This is a genomic window from Gordonia asplenii (genome assembly GCF_012933505.1).
In the GTDB taxonomy this organism is placed as follows: domain Bacteria; phylum Actinomycetota; class Actinomycetes; order Mycobacteriales; family Mycobacteriaceae; genus Gordonia; species Gordonia asplenii.
In genome coordinates, this window is the sequence record NZ_JABBNB010000010.1 from 52421 (window position 1) to 69655 (window position 17235).

Below are 17235 nucleotides of genomic sequence, written 5' to 3' on the forward strand. Positions count from 1 at the left end.
CGTTGGTCTCGATGAGGTGGGCAACTATGTCGACTACGCTTTTCGCGGTCTTGCGCTTATCCAGTCCCGGTATTGTCGAATACCTCGTGTGCCTGCAGAGCGGCAAAGGTGCTAAACGCCCATGACGGTCGACTAGCGAGGACGTTGAGCAGTCGATCAATCGGTGGGCTTGTGATGACGGCACACTCCACCCCGTGAGAATTCGCGAACTCTGACAGTTCCATCAGTAGTTGCAGCCCACCCGCAGACATGAATGTCACCGCACGTAGGTCGAGCGCAATATCTGCCGGATCTAACAGCAGCGACGCACTTTCAGAGCCGATGAGATCGATATTTGACGCATCAATTTCGCCTGTAACGACCATAAGGATCGGCTGATGTGAACTGAACGGAGGTGGCAGGCAAATATCGATCTGCGCCGGACCACTCGGTAGGCAATGGTCGAAGTCACTGTGCAGCAGCATAATTGAATCCACGCGATCTTGCGAAGGGGGTCGTTGACGCCCGCGACCCAGGCCTGCGTGCGGGGCATATCCGACCGGAGCGTAGGAGTGAGGCGATCAGTGAGGCTGCCTATTCAACCACCCCGATGGTATGCAGATACCGACCTGCACGTCAACGACCTGGCCCGACGGCGAAGGGACGACGCGGCGTACATCGAGCGCGTACACATGAACGCGGAGTCGTCGAGCACCGTATGAGACTGCACGATATCGGTCTTTGAACGCTGCCCGAAGCGGCCAGTCCGCTAGTGGCGTGGGCTGGCCGTTCCAGACTGTCAGAGAATTAGTCAGCCGTTGGAGTGGCTGTTTTCGCCGCCTCGAACCTTTGCTTCATGGGGTTCAGCCTCGGCGCCTTTACGGCCGGCCGCCTGCGGGTCGGCTCCCCGCTCGGACCCGAACTGACCGGGGCTGCTTTCGCCGCCCTTGCGCGCCTGCTCTTCGGTGTCGTCACGATTGCCGAATTGGCCGGGATTGCTGGAATCTGCCATGATTTTCGCTCCTTTGTTGTCGCAATACTGGGTGCTTGAAAACGAGCACGAGGATCAGGTACCCGCCGGTGGATATCGGCAAACATCGAACGTCGACTAACATTTCGGCGCCTGACAAAAGTGCGGTGTGCTAACGCGAAAGCCGGACCCAAGTCGTTGGCTGCGTGGACGTGGGCTCCACTGCGTCGGATGAAAACGGGTGGCCACACGTTGCTACCAGCATTCCGCCAGCCCATTGACGTGCAGGTCTGGGTCTGCATACCATCGTGGTGGTTGAACAGGCAGCCTCACTGATCGCCTCGGCCGTCTCCCCTTTTTCGTGCTCGCCGGGAACGCCAGGCATCAACGATCCCTTCGCTGACAGTGCGAGGATCCAATTATGAAGTCACACAAAGATTTTGGCGGCACGACCCACGGCGGCCACGGCGGCTAGCTCCTGGCTGACGCGCCATCGTGCCCGGCCCGCCTGCCTTGCAGACAGTCGGAAACAGAATTCCGACTGTGCTCCCGAGCGCTACCTTCAGCGGGATTTGCTCCTGCGATTCCGGGACCGAACTCGGCTGCGGGTTGAGCAACTTTCACACATCAAACCCGCTTTTCAGCTATTTCGAAGCATTTGCAAACCATCCCGGCTTCACTTTCTCTGAAATCAAGGAGACCCAATGCTCACCATTGGCACCCACCTCGACACACTCACCGCGGGACGCCGTGTCCGCTATCGGATCGCAGCGATCCGTCGAGCACCGTTCAGCTACGTCGAGCTCGAACCGGTCCTCGGCGGACCGCGGCGCCAGCTTCCCCTGCACATCGCTGAACGCATACTCCGCGCCACCGACACCAGCACGATGCTCAACGCTGAGAGGGCGTCGACGGGGCCCGTGCCGGCCCCACGTGCCGCACGGCGGGCTACGAAGCGATGATCACCGTCGAGAGTTGGCACACCGCCAGCACCCACCCCGCCCCGGGACAGCCCGCAACCGAGCACACCGACGAACAGCCGTGCACGACCGCAGACTGGCAGAGTGACCGCGACGAGATTCTCACGTTCGCACTCGGATGGGCATCATACGGCGGCGGTGACGCCGAAGACATCAGGATGCATTTCGGAGTAACAGAACCCACCTTTCTTCTCGGCTTGCGTTACCTTCTATCGAGCCCACCGACTCCGGGCATCGACGAATTGACCTGGGCCCGACTCCGCTGCTTCTGCGAACGCCGCCTCACCGCCGTGCCCGCACCTACCGCGCAGGGTTGTGCGGCCCGGTGAGTGCGGTTGCGCGACAACTCACCCAGCCCGGTGAACGTCATCGACGCCCAGCGCGATCCGCCACAGAGGAATCGGTACCACTCCCCGAGTTGATCACTTTTGCGCTGCGCTGGTACCGGCTCGGCGGCGGAGCGGACGAAACCATCCGCGAACAACTGGGGCTCGAGCCGATCCGCTTCTTCTCGATCATGTTGTGGCACTTGGCAACCAATCCGCCGTCGCCGATCAAGCCGGAAGTCGTCAATGCGATCAGTTCAGTTGCACGCCGACGTATCTGGCTGGCATCGCTCGACATCCGCGATTGAATCGAACAGCGCACACCGCACCGCGATCACAAGGAGGCACCATCGTGACATCTGAGGTACCTCAGCAAGACTCGTTCGACGTCGGGCAGCTCTGGTACTCGTTCGACGATGATCATTGGGAATGGTCCGACGAGGTCGCACGCATGCGCCGGTACACCTCGGCTGACGCAGGCGAACCGATCGGCACCACCGGCTACTACATCGTCCTGAGTGACCATAAGGTGCTGGCCGAGGCGGCCGACGTCGTGCACGACGAACTCCGCCGTACGGTGCACGAACAAGTGGAGGAAGCCCTCGCGCACCGATAGCAGACATCGCCCCTGACTCGTGAGAGAAGCGTCGGGCGCTCAACCAGCGGATAGGGCCTACCGCCGGTGAGTACCTGCTCAACCAGCGAGTGGCCGGGCTTTCGCCCGGCCACTCGCGGATCTTGTGCGCCTGCTCCGTGTGACGTCAGTGCTCCTCGGTCTCCCGTGAGTTGGTGAGCGTCAACGCGCCCCAGGTGGCGATCACTCCGACGATCACCGCGAAGACCGCGTAGGTGACGCGCTCACCGCGGAAGAACGACTCGACGAGTTCGCTGCTCCACATGCCGCTGGGCAGATTCGTGGTGACCAATGCGGCGATGAGAGTGCCGATCAGCGCGATGCCGATGCTGGTGCCGACTTCCTGCGCGGTGTCGTTGAGAGCGGTGCCGATCGACGTCCGATTGCTCGGCACGGCACGGACCAGGGCGACCGCGCAGATCGTCATGACGGTGCGCAGACCGATGGTCAGCAGGACCATGCAGACGGCGATGACCGGGTAACCATGATCCACACCCCACGCCATACCGACGAGCGAGAGAGTGAGAAACCCGGCGCCGATGAGGCAGGCGATGCGATGTCCGAAGCGCTTGGCGAGGAATTCGGAGAACGGTGTCGCAACGATCATCGTGAGAATGAGCGGCAGGTTGGCCAGCCCGGCCTTCATCGGGCTCCATCCATACGCGTACTGGAAGTGCAGAATCATGCCGAACATGACGCCCGCCATCGCGATCGACGTTGCGACCTGCGCGGTTGCGGCACCGCGGACGGTTCCACTGGTGAACAGTCGCAGGTCGAGCATTGGCTCTGCGGTGCGTCGCTCGTGCCAGATGAATGCGACCAGTGCGACGACGGCGCCGATGCCCGACGCCCAGGTCCACGTCGACATCCAGCCGTGCTCCACACCCGCGGTCAGGGTGTAGCAGCCAAGGCCGATGGTGAGGATGCTCAGCGCGGCACCCGGAAGGTCGAGACGGTCCGACGTCAGGCCCGCGGGGTCGTCGGCGGAGACGCCGAGACGGACACCGAGGAAGGCGATGAGCGCGATCGGGGCGTTGACCAGCAGCAACCACTGCCAGCCGACGTGCGCCAGAGCGGTTCCGCCGAGCACCGGGCCGAGGATGAATCCGCTCATGCCGACGATGATCATCAGGGTCATCGCACGCATCTGCAGTGCTTCGTCGTCGAAGAGCCGGAAGACCAGCGAGTTGGTGATCGGGGCCATCGCAGCCGCGGCGATGCCGAGCGCGGCCCGCAGGGCGATCAGTTCGCCGGTCGAGGTGACGGCGAGGACACCCAGGCTGATCAGCCCGAATGCGGCGAGGCCGACGAGGAGTACCCGGCGTCGACCGAGCCTGTCGGCCATCGACCCCGCGGTGAGCAACAGTCCGCCGAAGGTCAGGGAGTACGCGCCGGTGACCCACTGCAGAGCGGTGGTGCCGCTGCCGAGGTCGCGGCCGATCGTCGGCAACGCGATGGTGAGCAGGGTGTTGTCGACCATCTCGACGAAGAAGGCCAGACAGAGGGCGAGCAGGGGAATCCATGCGGCGCGCAGCGATGGGTACGTGCGAGCGGGTGAGGTCTCAAGTGCGGTAGCCATTGGGACACCTCCTTTGCGAATCTGGTCCGGATCGAAATCCGGATCGAACGGTGTTCGGTTATCGAACGATGTTCCATACTCTAGAACAGCGTTCGATAGGATGCAAGGGAGGAGGTATTCATGACTAGGCCCACGAGCAAGGAACGCACCAAACCCGCAGGTGGCCGACGTCGAGCATCACATTCGATGGACACCGTGATCGGCGAGGCCGTCGCGATTCTCGACGAGTCCGGCGAGTCCGCGCTCACCTTCCGGTCCCTCGCCGCGCGGCTGGGCGGCGGCGTCGCGAGCATCTACTGGTACGTCTCAAGCAAAGACGAGTTGCTCGACCGCGCCACCGACCACGTCCTCGGCGACGTCGTCGAGAAGACGGACACGTTCACCGACACCGACGACCCGATCGCCGACGTCCGCGCCGTCGCGGTCGCGCTGTTCGACGCCGTCGTCGACCGGCCGTGGCTCGGCGGCTACATGATGCGCGACACCGGTGTACAACCCAACGGTCTGCGCATGTACGAGGCCATCGGACGGCAGGTGATGCGGCTCAACCTCAACCCGCGCAAGACTTTTCACGCGGTATCGGCGATTCTGGGCTTTGTCATCGGCACGGCGACCGACTTAGGACAACAAGTCCCCGCGGAGGTGCTCGACGGTTCTGTCAGCCGCGAGGGATATCTGGCGCGCTACGCCGCGCAGTGGCGGGCACTCGACGCGGACGAGCACCCCTACATCCACTACATCGTCGACGAATTCGACGGCCACGACGACGCTGACCAATTCCGCGCCGGGCTGGATCTGTTACTCGCGGGGCTGCGGTTGCAGGCGGGACGGTAGGGCCAAGGCGACGACGGGTTCGTTGGCGCGAGCCGCTCACAAGGTGTTCGACGGGACCCCGATCGCGTAGCAGTCGGGGCCGACGCATTGCCACGACTCGAAGTCCTCGATCGGCGGAACGCTGTACACGCACCGATCGTCGGTTCTGAGCAGAAGGCCGTTCCGGTCCGAATACATCGCCACGTCGATAGTCCGTCCGATCAATTGTCGTAGAGCCTGTTGATCGGGCTCGCCCTGCGTCGGGTCGACAACAGTAATGTCATCCCCGACGCACATCGACATGGGCGCTTCGATCACCAGCTCATAGTCGCTGTCGGTATAGATATGGATGGTGTAGTCCGCTCGAATACCAGCGATTCGAGATCCGGCAATCGGCAGCGGCCTCATGTTTCCCTTTCTTCGAAAACCACGTGCTCAATTCCGCAATTATTAGATGCGTCTGCGAGTGCCGTCAGCGGGTCAGTCGGAAGCGCAGCAACTCGGACTGACCGTTGAGCGAGCGACCCCAATAGCCGCCGTGACCGTCGGACCGCAACTCGTCGCGGACGAATCCGACCGGTGTGCCGCTGTAATCGACGACGATGACGCGGGTTCCGTCTTGCACTGAGCGCCCCGGATAGACCCGGCCGGGAAACGCCCAGCCGATTGCCGTGTTGTTGATGACGGTGCCGCGACCGAAGGACTTGCCATACCACACGGCGTTGCCCGCGGGCATCGTCGTCACGACGCCGCGGTAGTAGCCCGTCGGCATCGGCGGAGCGGCGGACGCACTGGCGACACCGGTCACCAGACCGACCGCGGCAGCGCCGGTGACCAGCAGCGCGGACACACTACGCATGATTGTGCGGTTGACGGACATGGCTGCACTCCTTCAGTCGATCGATGAGTGATCCCATCACTGGAGATGTCGATTTCGACGGTCGTTTTGGTACATCCTCACGAGTTCGTGACGGCAGCTCGGCGCCCCCCGAATTTCCATCGGGATTGACGATGGATTGCCTCCGTCAGACGATGGAGCCATGTCCGACGCCGACGCCTTCTGCGACCTGTTCCCGCAGGCGTACCTCGCTTTTCACCGACGTGACGGCCGGCGCAGCGAGTTGACCAACGCGTCTCGCGCAGTACTGACTCACCTGATCAGTTCGGGTCCGATCACCGTCGGCGACGCCGCGCGTCATCTCGACCGCGCGCAGTCCGTCGTCAGCGACATCGTCACGCAATTGGAAGGGCACGGGTTGGTCGAGCGGGAGGCCGACCCCGCGGATCGGCGTCGAACACTCGTCTGGCTCACCGACGCTGGATTGGCCCGATTGCGCAACGACTCCGACGTCCTCGACCGAGCGCTGGTCGCCGCGGCCATGGAGCGACTCGACGACGTCACCCGCCGCGGGCTGCTCGACGGACTGACCGCACTGATCACCTCCACCCAAGGATCACTTCCAACCCAAGGAAAGGAACACCCATGAATAACTGCGAGAGTTGCAGCATGCCGATCGAATCGGGGCGCTACTGCGAGCACTGCACCGACGCCGATGGAAATCTGCAAGATTTCGACACCCGGTTCGCCGCGATGGTCGGCTGGCAGCAGCGTCGACACCCGAATGAGTCGCAGTCGGTGATCGAAGAGCAGACCCGGGCGTACATGGCGACGATGCCGGCGTGGCGCGGGCATCCGCGATTGGGGTGAGGGGCGGCGCCCTGATCTCAGCTATCCCGGTCCACTGGAATAAGTTGACTGAATGCCATTCACCGGCGAGGAACGCTTCACGGTAATCGACAGTCCGCTTCGCGAATTCTGGGCATACGCGCTGTCGAATCTGCAAGAGAATGCGGCGCGTGGACTGCTCGCCGAATACCTGGTCGCGAAGGCCGTCCAGGCAACCGGCCTGCGCGTCGAATGGGATGCCTACGACGTCGAGGCGCCCGATGGCACCACCATCGAGGTCAAGGCGAGCGGGCACTCTCAGACGTGGGCCCGCGTTGGACCGCCCGTCATTTCCTTCGCCGGATTACCGGGGAAGGCGGGAAAGAAATCGTGGCACGCGCAGTCGAACACGTGGACCGACGTACACATCGCCGACGTGTATGTGTTCGCCGTTCATACGACGCCGGAGGGCGAGCCGTACAACGGTCTCGATGTCGCCGCGTGGGACTTCTACGTTCTACCGGGATCGACGGTCGTGGCGACCGGTCAGCAGTCGATGCGGCTGTCGACGGTGGAACGACTTGGGGCGGTTCGTGTTTCGTGGAGCGGGTTGCGCGACGCGATTGAGGTTGCGGGTTGGCGGTGGCGCTGACCGTCGGGAACGTGTCGAATGGTCCGACGTGGGGTGCGCAGCGTCGTCGTGTTGTGTCACGCACCTAGAACATCGGCGGCGAGGAGTGCCGCGACAGCTTCCTCTTCCACTGCGAGTCCGTGTTCGGCCATCGCTGTGGCGAGGTCGGGGTCCCAGACTGCACCCGCCGGCTCCCCGAACAGTCGCAGTGACGGGGCGTCGCCGCTGACGGCCGCGCGGTAGTCCTCCGCGCCGTACCGCCACGGCGTCCAGGGAACCTTCGACCTCACGAACGCGGCGATGCGCAATCCGGCCCAGTCGAAGTCGCCGTGGTACCGGCATTGCGCACCTTCGCGAGTCAGAATCGTCAGCACTTCGATGACCGCTGCGCTCGGCTGGCCCGACGTGCACACCAGCACCGGGCGGCAATCCGAGGCGTCCGCGCCGCGCCACCCCTCCGATACCAGCTCGACGACGCTGGGGTTCTCACACACGTGAACCACACCGCGCGACCCGAGGGGTGCAACGCCGCCGGAGCGGACCTGGTCGAGTGTGAGGACGAGCGGCATTCGCGCTGATCCCATCGCGTCGAGGACCGTTGCCGTCGCGGTGCCGAACCCGCCGACGCTGCGGCCCGTAACACCGAGGCACAGGACCGTCGACGCCAGACCCGACAGCATGACGCCTGCACTGGCCCAGGTCTGACGTACGCCCACGTCGTCGGCTGCCCGGAAGGCGCAGGCCACGACGGCAATCGCGAGCCGCCCCACCGGCCGCGTCGAGTCGAGGCCGTGCGCATCGCCGAACACACGCCGAGCAAGCACACTGAGCAGGACTCCCTCGGCGGGCAGCTCGTCGAACAACGCGGCAATCGACTCGGTCAGCTGCGCGCCGACCGCGGGCGTCGACTCGACTGCGCGACGACGCGCCTCGGACTGCGCGGCCCGCTTCAAATTGCCTGCCGCACACCATGATTCCCACCATTGTGCGATATGCGGGAACCGGTCGACGACTGGCGCAAGTGCTTGTGTCGCCGCGGCCCACCTCGCATCGTCGAGCTTTCGTTGTGTGCGGCGATCGACCACTGGTCCACTCACAGTGGTCACCAGATCGGCAAGTCCCGCGGGCCAGGGTCCGCGACGCAGAACCGCCTCCACGTCTTGCAGGCGCACGGCCAACGAATCCCCGGCGCGGCGTGGTCGACCGATCAGGTCTGCCATCGCGGTCCGCTGCTCGGCGGTGGGGTCGGCGAGACGTACCAGGCCCGACAACGGTTCGTCCGGTGCGGTCAGAATGCGCTTGCGCACCCGGTCGACGAACCACGCCATCTCCGGTCTGTCGAAGAGCCCGACTATTCCCGACGTCTCGTTCCGCTGCATGGTCGTTCCTAGTCGAACAGGGTCGACTCGTCGGGCGAAGCGGCTTGCGCTCGGCGACCGGCCCGCGCGGCGTCGTCGACCTCGGCGATTCGACGACGCTGGGAACCGTCCCAGCGCCAGCGTGTCACGCCGACCGCGTCGATGCCTTCCACGCGCGACAACTGTGCGATCGACAGTCCGGGCACCTGCGGATAGCACCCCCATTCGCGTTCGCTGGTCATGACGACGTCGAGGTCGAAGGTCGCGAGCAGACCGAGTGACTTCGCCCTCGAATCGTCGTCCACACCCGCGAAAGCTTCATCGAGGAGGATCAGTCGAGGCGCGGTCTGGCCCGCCGAGTTGTAATGCGCCGACGCCGCCGCGAACAGCGGAATCGACACGACGAGAGCACGCTCACCGCCCGACGCAGGTCCCGACGCCGACTTCCAGTTCCCGTTCTGGTTGCGCTCGATCGCGAACCTGTGCCATTGCCGGTAGTCGAGGGCCCGCGCGAGGTGTTCCTGCCATCCGCCGGTCGGGTCTGCCTCACGCACCTCCGCGATCTGCGCCTGCAGAAAGTCGCCTACCGCCGATCTGTCATCGGCCGTCCACATCGCATCCGATCGATCCAGGATCTTGCGCGCTTCGATCAGCCCGGGTGGCCCGTCTCCGCGTTCGCGCCACAGCACTCGAAGCTGCATCCCGGTGGATGTCTTGCGTTGTGCGAGTTCACGATTCATCGTATCGATCTGTTCTTGAGCGGTACGCAACAGCTCGTGCAGATGAGCGGCGGCCTCGTTGACGAGACTGTTCTCGAGGATCTCTCGTTCCCGGGCGCTGAGCAGTCGCTCGCGATCTGCGACGTCGCTGGACAACCGCACCGCGAGGAGATCGACGTCGATGTCTTCTTGCAGGTACCGCACCCGGGCGACATTCACCTCACCGCGCTGTTCCATCGACGCGATATGACCGTGCCTGCTCATCTGGGTGGTCAGCTCGGTCCATGCCGTAGACACTCGCTGCTGTGCTTTGGCCCAGCCGTCATCCCCGTCGTCGAAACGGCTGAGCTCGGCGTCGACCCGACGGGCGAGACCGACCGCGGCGCTGACGGTTCCGCCACCGATGTCGGAATCTACGTCGAGATCGGGCAGCGCCACGCGCAGCAAGCCGGTCTCGATGAAATGGTGAAGAGCCTCGATCGCCGCGGCACGCACCTGCGCGGCTTGCTCACGTCGCTCCGTCAGATCGATGACTCGTTGCTCCGACGTCCCCAACGACGTTGCGGCGGCCATTTGTTCTCGCATCAATTCTGCAAGGTCGTCAGCCACCTCCCTCAGTTGCTCCGCGAGAGTCTTGAGCCGTTCCTGCAGCTCTGCGACCGACGCACCGACCGTTGCGAATAGTTCGTCGTATTTGGCACGGAGCGAAACCGCGAGCCCGTTCGCCACCCGGTATTCGAAGTCGTGGCGTTCACGGATCTCGGCCGCGTCCACCGCCCGCTCGGCAGCATGAACCAGATCGTCGTGGGCCGCGGCCTCCAGCGTCGCGGCCGACCGTACCTTCACCAGGTGGATGTCGTAGGCGTTGATCGCGGCCTCGAGGGCATCGATCTCACTCGCTGTCGTCGGGACGGAGAGTTCGTCTGCCTGCTCCCGCAAGAGAGTCAGCGACTCCTCCGCGAGTGCGGACGCGCTGACCCACTGTTCGCGGACCTCGGTCAGACGTGTCCGCGCCACCTCGACTTCCCGCGTGGCTGCGGCGACCCTGCCGTGCGCCGCTCGCACGTCGTGTTCGATCGCCGTCGGGTACCGGTCGCGCTCGCCGGCGATGTCGGTGATCGTTCGACGTGCCTGCGCGACCCGAGCACGCGCCGCCTCCGATTCGAGGTCTACGTCCCGCACCTGCCGTTGAAGTTCCGCTACCTGGGAGCGGCGTCGTTCTTCGCGCGCTCCCGCTCCCACGAATTCGGCCGTCGGCTTACTCCACTGTCCACGGGCAGGCCCCGCGCCCCAGCGCCCCGTGTCGTCGATCCAGATCGCCGCGCCGGCGTCGACGCCGCGTCCGATCCGGTCGAGAACTGCCGACACCGCGTCTTCGGTGACGTCGTCGTCGGGGCCGGCGGCCGCCGCGAGCAACGTGCGGGCCGACGGCGACGCCACCGGACCAGCCGGACCGAGGACCACATCACCACTGGTCTCAACGGTTCCGTCGGGAAAGATCCACGCGTCGAGCAGTCCCGCAGACGTCAACGCCGCTTCTGTTCGCGCTCGCGCATCGTCGTCCAAGTCGGTGGCGAAGTCGACGACGCGCCATAGTGGTGCACCGGGCCGATCGACTCGTGCGGCCGGGTCCCGACCGGGCGTCGCCGCGGGCTCCACGTCGTGACCGGCTTCGAGGTGCTCGATCTGCTTCACGAGCTCGGCGTGTAGCGCCGTCAGCCGCGCGATGTCGGCATCGGCCTCGGAGAGGTCGCGGGTGGCTCGCTCGGTGGCGGTGCTCGCCGCCCGATCCAACTCGGTTCGGGCGGGCGACTCGCCGTCGAGGCTCTCCGCCCACGCCCGCCCATGTTCGACGAACTCGTCGACGTCGGAGTCGATGTTTATCAGTTTCAGTTCTGCGACGACGGCCCGCAGGGCATCCCGGTAGCCGTGGATCACCGATTCGACCGCTGCGTGCTCGGCGTGCAGCGTTTCCGCGCGACGAGCGGCGTCGGCCTCAGCCCTGTCGAGTTCGGTGCGCAGTTGTACCACGGCGGTAGCGGCACTGTCGGCGTCCCGAAGGAGCCCTCGCACGTGGGACGCCTGTTCGCGACGACGACGCAGCTGTCGCTCGGCCGCATTTTCGTCGCGAGCGATGGTCGGATGTTCCACCGCCAAGCCGGCGGCGTTGGCTGAGGCGAGCGCCGCGTGCTCGGCTCGGTCGACGGCGTCGGCACGCTCTTCATGCAGTTGCTGGGCTTCCGCCTGCTGTGTGAGGTATCGGTCGGCTCGGCCTGCGGACTCTTGGGCCTGCTCGAGCGCCTTGGCCGACCGCTGCTCGGCATCGACCGCGGCGCGGGAAGCCTGATCGAGGCTCTCGGCGTCCTTCATCTCCGGGCTGGTACGCAGTGCCTGTTCCTGGCCGCGCAGCGCTCGCTGCCGGTCCTCGGCTACTGTGTGCGCCGAGTCGAGGCGAGCGCACGTCGCGGTCGCTTCGGTACGTTGGGCCTCCGCCTCGATCAGGTCTCGACCGACCCGCTCGTACTCCGAGTTCTTCTCGCGCACCGCGGTCGTCGTGCGGCGGGACGCGATTGACGCGTACACCCGGTAGTGCCGCAGGAATGCTTCGGCGGCGCTCAGCGTCTGGCGGGCGGTCGCGATGCCCGCACGTTCTTCGTCCAACGATCGGAACGACTCTGCGACGTCGGCGATCAGCGCCTGATCCGGCGGTGCCAGCGCTTCGGTCAAGGCCGCCGACAGGGCCTTCTCGTCGGGCCGCTTGGACAATTGCGGTTGGCGGAGCTGGATCAACAGGTCGATCAGCGCCGCGTATCGGTCGGGGCCGAGGTTGAACATTGTCTCGTCGACGACGCGTCGATACGACTCCTGCTTCGTGAAGACCTGTCCGCTCCCGCCAGACACCAGCTCGTCGCGCAACCGTTCCAGCGACAGCACCGACCGGTTCTCGTCCACCAGACTGAGATCACCGATCCGCCGCGACGTGACGAAGAACCAATGCTTGACGATCCCTCGCCCCGACGCGGCCTTGAGCCCGATGCCGATGGTGACGAACTGTTCGACGCCGTCCTCGTCGATCCGGCCGAACTCGGCCCACGTGTAACCGGTCCGCTCCGGGTTCGGGTGCGCACCCCCGAGCAGGAGGTTCCAGTCCATCCTCTTCTTGGGATCGGCGTCGGGTTCCACCCGACGTGACACCAGCGACCCGTCGAGCAGGAAGGGCAAAGTCAGCGCCAACACTTTCGACTTTCCGGTTCCATTGTTGCCGCGCAACAGCAGGCGACCGTCATGGAACCAGAACTGCTCGTCGTCGTAGTAGAAGAGGTCGACGAGGCCGAGCCGCAGAGGCTGCCACCGGTTCAGGACGGGAGTCGGCAGAGTACCGGGTTGAGGGGTGCTGTGCGCCTGGCCGGTCATCGAACCTTCCTGTCCCGGATGGTCGGCGCGGTCACGGCGAACCGGCGAAGCGCGGGCAGCGGTTCCACGGCGCCATTGGAGCCTTCGCCGATCACGCGGACGAGGCCCAGGCCCACCAGACGTTCGAGGGCATCGTTGACGAGGTCGTTCTCCGCGCCGGTGTCACGAGTGGTCTTGCGCCAGAACGATGCGTTGTCCTTCGCAAGACGTCGCATCACCGACCGCAGCGAGGCGATGGTGGCCGCACCGACGAGGGCCAGGTGTTCGGCGAGGAGCAGCGTCGCATGACCATCGGTGCCCTGATCAGGCATTCGGACGTCGGTGAGTTGGTCCTCGGGATCGACCATCGCGACGCCTTCGGCACGTAGTTCCGGGACGAGTCCGGTGGCCGCGGCAAGTCGGCTGGTGAGCGGAACGCGCTGGTTGGTGAGGTAGAGGCGTTCGTCGTCGGGCAGTTCGTCGTAGTAGACGACGGGATCACAGAGCAATCGGTGGGAGACGGCATGGCGAAGCCGCCGGTTCGACTCCTCGTCGGTGTAGGCGGGCGGCGGCTTCTGTAATGCGGCCTCGATGTCTCCGATCGATGGTGAGGGCCCTAGCGATCCAGCCACCATCCCCGGCGAATGTTTCGTTGACAGCATCGTGGCGAGCATCCGGCGGTCGACGTCGTACAGCGCGTCGCCACCCGACGCCACGTAGGCGTCCTCGTCGCCCGCGACGCGGTCGAGCACACCGTATTCGAGGAGGATGCGAATCGCGGCCACCAGGTCCGACCGCTCGGCACGCGTGCCGAGCGTGAATTCGATCGTCTCCAAGCCGGGTTGCCGCGCGGCGAGCACGAGGTCGTCGGCCAGCTGTCCCAGCGATGTCTGCGGATCGGACCGTTCGAGGACGGCGAGCGCCAAGCACAACAACACGTATCGGCGCCGGGTGAAGGGCGGATCACCCCTCCTGGCCCTGGCCGGGTGGCGTTGAGCGATCGCCTCCGCTGTCGGGCCCGTGGGAATATACGAGGTCAGGAGTCGGACGGTCTCGGCTTCGACGATCAGCCTCCATCCGGTCTCGGCCTCGAACCACGCCCGCAGGGTGTCGGCATGGCGTCGCGCCAGGCGGAAGAGTTCGCCATCGCGTTGTGAACTGAGGACCTGCCTGGCGAGCAGCGCTCGGATCACTCGGACGCGTGCTTCGGCGTCTCGCGACTCCAGGGCGTCGGCGACGCTGGTTCGACTCATCCGGCGGCTTCCCACAGCACCGAGCCCGCGGACGGCGTGATGTCGACGAGGTGATCGGTACCGGTGAGGACACCGTCGGGGGTCGTGATCGTCATCTGACCCGCGTCGTCGATCCGGGACAGCGTCACGATCAGTTCGCCGTCGGATGTGCTGACCTGCGATTGACTAGCGGTCGGCCCCATCGCCGACAGTGCGTCGCCGAGCAGCGCGAGGAACAGTCGGAAGGCGGTCGAGTCGAGCGTTCCGAACGCCGACAGTGGGCGCGGACCGTTGGTGAGGATCCGCATTCGGGCTTGGGCGGTCTGCTCGGCTTCTTCCCTGGCGCGCGCCAAGAGCATCGCCTTCGCGTCGGAACGGTCGGTTACGCGGACGCTCCGTCCGCGGCGCTCGTACGACCCGCTGCGGCGCAGTTGCGGGCTGATCTCTACGGAAGGAGCGTCGGCCCACGGCGTGGTGCTGCCGAGTTCGGCGAGGTCCCAGGCTTCCTCGGTCGGGGCCGTCACGCTCAGGTGCCGGGCCGGGGTGAGCCCGAACGCCGTCCGCCACAGTCGGTGCCGGTCGCCGTCGTCGGGCAGTGCCGCGAACCACGTCGCGAGTGTGACGAAGTCATGGGTGCGGTCGGTGCGGCCGCCGGCCTTCTCATGCAGTGTGCGTACCACGGCGAGCAGCGCCGGGATCGCAGCGCGCGCTCGCGACCGCAGAAGTCGGGCCTCGCTCTCCCGGTCACGCGTGCTGATGAACCAGTCCGTCAGGCCCGACCACTGTCGTAGCCAGGTGGTCCTAGCTCTCGCATAGGCCTCATCGGCTTCACCGGGCGCAGCGTCGAGCGCCTCACGTTCAGCGGCGACGTCGAGGAGGAAGGCGACGGCGTCGTCGGGGATCTCGCCGAGGAGGACGCTGATCGTGGCGCCTCGTGTCAGGAGGTCGCCGATGAATCGTTCGAGATATTCGATGAGCTGCTCTTTGTAGGCGAGGAACGCTTCGACGTCGGCGTCGTGCAGGTCGATCGTGCGCTGAATCGAGCCCATGAAGGCGACCGCGTTCTCGGCGAGTTCGGAGAACCTGTCACGCAGGCCGCGAAGCGTCTGGTGTGCCAACGCGGCGTCGACGTCGGCGCGTGCGGCGGGATCGGCGACCAGATCGCGCAGCGCGGTCAGCAGGACGACGATGTCCTCGAGCGCGACCGATTGCAGTGCGCCGCGGGATCCGAGCGCGGCGTCGTATTGGGCGAGGGCCCGTTCGGCTGCTTCGCCCTGCCTAGACAGTTGAAAGAGCATCCGCCGCCGGTAGAAGTCCGACAGCGCCGTCACGCGGCTTGAGTCGGCGAACGCGAGCAGGTTGCCCCATTCGGGCCGCGCGAGGCGGTCGAGTGCGTCGCCCACCGCCTCGTCCGACACCGGATCTCCACCGTCCGATTCGACGGCGACGACCACCTGATCAGGGCGCACGTGGACGGTGAACCGCTCCTTCTCCGCCATCAGCGCACGCATCACGCGACGGTACAGCGGTGCATTCGGCGCACTCAGGTACGCGAACGGCCCGTACCCGTCCATCGGCGCCGCCGCCTCTGCCGATGCCTCCACCACGTCTGACATGCGTCCATCGTGTCATTGGGGTCTGACAGGTTTTCGTCGGGCTGCTGGCAGCGGGTGGTGAGCAAGGTGGGGCCCTGGTGTGCGCGGCGGTCATATGCCGGCCCGTTTGTTGTCGCAGCAGGTCGTTGAACTCGTCAAGGATGACGGGGCGAAGGATGGTCCACAGCACGCACGGCGTGCAGCGTGTTGCGTTCCGTGTGCATCACCACGAGTGGGAGCTCGTCGACTTCGACGGCATCATGCCGATGCGGTGTCTCTTAGGCAATGCGACGACTCGGAACCGGGTTCGGGTCGGGTGGAGCGATGGGTCGAAGATGCGTCGGGCCAGGCGGCGAAAGTGAATGAAAATCCTGCTATCGTCATGCTGCGCCGCAGGTCAGCAAGTGTCCGCCCCGCGCGAGCGGGGATGATCCCCGCTTGAAGTTGGCGAGGCCGTCACGGAGGGTGTCCGCCCCGCGCGAGCGGGGATGATCCCGGCGTGATCGCGCACGGGGTAGCCGAGTGGACGTCCGCCCCGCGCGAGCGGGATGATCCCAACGACTATCTGCCGTGGATGGGAACGAGATTGTCCGCCCCGCGCGAGCGGGGATGATCCCGCGTTCATTCGCGTCATAGGCTGCTGAGAGTCGTTCCGCCCCGCGCGAGCGGGGATGATCCCGACGCGTGGGGGCCACGGATCGGCTACAGCCCGTGCGCCCCGCGCGAGCGGGGATGATCCCATGGCAGCACTGCTACTGCGGCCGTTCCGTGTGTGCGCCCCGCGCGAGCGGGGATGATCCCGCGTCGCGGGCGGCCTCACCAGCGACATAGTTGTGCGCCCCGCGCGAGCGGGGATGATCCCGACGGAAATATGGCGCGGAGATTCGCCGCCTTGTGCGCCCCGCGCGAGCGGGGATGATCCCAGCACCCGCCAAGCCGACCCCATCAACGACAGTTGTTGACGCCCCGCGCGAGCGGGGATGATCCTGAGTCTGATGGCGGCATCAGCCAGCAACTAGAGTGCGCCCCGCGCGAGCGGGGATGATCCCTCTGTCTATATGGTCACCGTCGGCAGCAGCAGGTCCGCCCCGCGCGAGCGGGGATGATCCCAGGAGGGTCAGCAACCCCGCAAACCCTACTTGGTGCGCCCCGCGCGAGCGGGGATGATCCGCGTTCGGTTGCGCCGTCGGCGGCGCCGTGGCAGTCCGCCCCGCGCGAGCGGGGATGATCCGTCGATCCCGCGTGTCGGGTTCGGCAATAAGATGTCCGCCGCGCGCGAGCGGGGATCCCATGGACTGCCGCAACCAGATTGTCGAGCCGGGGTCCGCCCCGCGCGAGCGGGGATGATCCCTGCAAGGCT

17 protein-coding genes and 2 CRISPR repeat arrays (1 of these 19 running past the window's edge) are annotated in these 17235 nt (G+C 65.7%); of the genes, 8 read left to right on the forward strand and 9 right to left on the reverse strand.

Annotation, left to right across the window (positions count from 1 at the left end; translation table 11 throughout):
* Positions 1-56: 56 nt before the first annotated feature.
* Both HH308_RS11465 and HH308_RS11470 read right to left on the reverse strand, forming a co-directional pair.
* A complete protein-coding gene (locus tag HH308_RS11465) occupies positions 57-464 on the reverse strand; it encodes an STAS domain-containing protein (protein WP_170194339.1) in 408 nt (135 codons plus the stop codon).
* Positions 465-790: 326 nt separating this feature from the next.
* Positions 791-991: a hypothetical protein gene (locus tag HH308_RS11470; protein ID WP_170194340.1), complete on the reverse strand. Its 201-nt coding sequence runs from the start codon at positions 989-991 to the stop codon at positions 791-793.
* Positions 992-1653: 662 nt separating this feature from the next.
* Here HH308_RS11470 and HH308_RS11475 point away from each other — a divergent pair.
* From HH308_RS11475 to HH308_RS11490, 4 genes are all read left to right on the forward strand, one after another.
* A complete protein-coding gene (locus HH308_RS11475) occupies positions 1654-1911 on the forward strand; it encodes a hypothetical protein (RefSeq protein ID WP_170194341.1) in 258 nt (85 codons plus the stop codon).
* Entirely contained in the window at positions 1908-2258 is a 351-nt protein-coding gene (locus HH308_RS11480) for a hypothetical protein (RefSeq protein WP_211188435.1), read from the forward strand. Before HH308_RS11475 ends, HH308_RS11480 begins: the two co-directional genes overlap by 4 nt.
* A gap of 89 nt (positions 2259-2347) precedes the next feature.
* Positions 2348-2563: a hypothetical protein gene (locus HH308_RS11485; RefSeq protein ID WP_170194342.1), complete on the forward strand. Its 216-nt coding sequence runs from the start codon at positions 2348-2350 to the stop codon at positions 2561-2563.
* A 44-nt stretch (positions 2564-2607) separates the two neighbouring features.
* A complete protein-coding gene (locus tag HH308_RS11490; protein WP_170194343.1) occupies positions 2608-2871 on the forward strand; it encodes a hypothetical protein in 264 nt (87 codons plus the stop codon).
* Between the two features lie 145 nt (positions 2872-3016).
* On the opposite strand, the gene HH308_RS11495 is transcribed toward HH308_RS11490, so the two are convergent.
* The gene (locus tag HH308_RS11495; RefSeq protein WP_170194344.1) at positions 3017-4468 is read right to left on the reverse strand and encodes an MFS transporter; all 1452 of its coding nucleotides are present in this window, start codon (positions 4466-4468) and stop codon (positions 3017-3019) included.
* Positions 4469-4588: 120 nt separating this feature from the next.
* Between HH308_RS11495 and HH308_RS11500 the strand changes: the two genes are divergently transcribed.
* Positions 4589-5302 (forward strand): TetR/AcrR family transcriptional regulator, encoded by a 714-nt coding sequence (locus HH308_RS11500; protein WP_170194345.1) that lies wholly within the window; start codon positions 4589-4591, stop codon positions 5300-5302.
* 36 nt (positions 5303-5338) lie between these two features.
* Here the strand turns inward: HH308_RS11500 and HH308_RS11505 are convergent, their stop codons facing one another.
* Both HH308_RS11505 and HH308_RS11510 read right to left on the reverse strand, forming a co-directional pair.
* Entirely contained in the window at positions 5339-5689 is a 351-nt protein-coding gene (locus tag HH308_RS11505; RefSeq protein WP_170194346.1) for a DUF6188 family protein, read from the reverse strand.
* 64 nt (positions 5690-5753) lie between these two features.
* Positions 5754-6161 carry a hypothetical protein gene (locus HH308_RS11510; protein ID WP_170194347.1) on the reverse strand — a complete coding sequence of 136 codons (408 nt, stop codon included), beginning with the start codon at positions 6159-6161 and terminating at the stop codon, positions 5754-5756.
* Between the two features lie 160 nt (positions 6162-6321).
* On the opposite strand from HH308_RS11510, the gene HH308_RS11515 reads away from it, so the two are divergent.
* Genes HH308_RS11515 through HH308_RS11525 form a run of 3 tightly spaced genes read left to right on the forward strand, consistent with a single transcriptional unit; the run spans position 6322 to position 7599 of the window.
* A complete protein-coding gene (locus tag HH308_RS11515) occupies positions 6322-6768 on the forward strand; it encodes a MarR family winged helix-turn-helix transcriptional regulator (protein WP_170194348.1) in 447 nt (148 codons plus the stop codon).
* Between the two features lie 20 nt (positions 6769-6788).
* Positions 6789-6989: a hypothetical protein gene (locus tag HH308_RS11520; RefSeq protein ID WP_170194349.1), complete on the forward strand. Its 201-nt coding sequence runs from the start codon at positions 6789-6791 to the stop codon at positions 6987-6989.
* 52 nt (positions 6990-7041) lie between these two features.
* On the forward strand, positions 7042-7599 hold the full coding sequence (locus HH308_RS11525) for a hypothetical protein (protein WP_170194350.1): 558 nt from the start codon (positions 7042-7044) through the stop codon (positions 7597-7599).
* 56 nt (positions 7600-7655) lie between these two features.
* Here HH308_RS11525 and HH308_RS11530 read toward each other — a convergent pair whose 3' ends face one another.
* From HH308_RS11530 to HH308_RS11545, 4 genes are read right to left on the reverse strand one after another with little or no spacing between them, the layout of a single operon-like run.
* Positions 7656-8957, reverse strand: a complete 1302-nt coding sequence (locus HH308_RS11530) for a TIGR02679 family protein (protein WP_170194351.1) — start codon at positions 8955-8957, stop codon at positions 7656-7658.
* 8 nt (positions 8958-8965) lie between these two features.
* On the reverse strand, positions 8966-13069 hold the full coding sequence (locus tag HH308_RS11535) for a TIGR02680 family protein (protein WP_170194352.1): 4104 nt from the start codon (positions 13067-13069) through the stop codon (positions 8966-8968).
* A complete protein-coding gene (locus tag HH308_RS11540) occupies positions 13066-14301 on the reverse strand; it encodes a TIGR02678 family protein (protein WP_211188407.1) in 1236 nt (411 codons plus the stop codon). The genes HH308_RS11535 and HH308_RS11540 overlap by 4 nt, the downstream gene beginning before the upstream one ends.
* Positions 14298-15896, reverse strand: coding sequence for a TIGR02677 family protein (locus tag HH308_RS11545; RefSeq protein ID WP_211188408.1), 1599 nt, complete (start codon positions 15894-15896; stop codon positions 14298-14300). The genes HH308_RS11540 and HH308_RS11545 overlap by 4 nt, the downstream gene beginning before the upstream one ends.
* A gap of 570 nt (positions 15897-16466) precedes the next feature.
* Positions 16467-17107: a CRISPR direct-repeat array (repeat unit 25 nt; unit sequence CGCCCCGCGCGAGCGGGGATGATCC).
* A gap of 93 nt (positions 17108-17200) precedes the next feature.
* A CRISPR array of direct repeats spans positions 17201-17235; the repeat unit is 25 nt; unit sequence CGCCCCGCGCGAGCGGGGATGATCC (it continues 664 nt past the right edge of the window).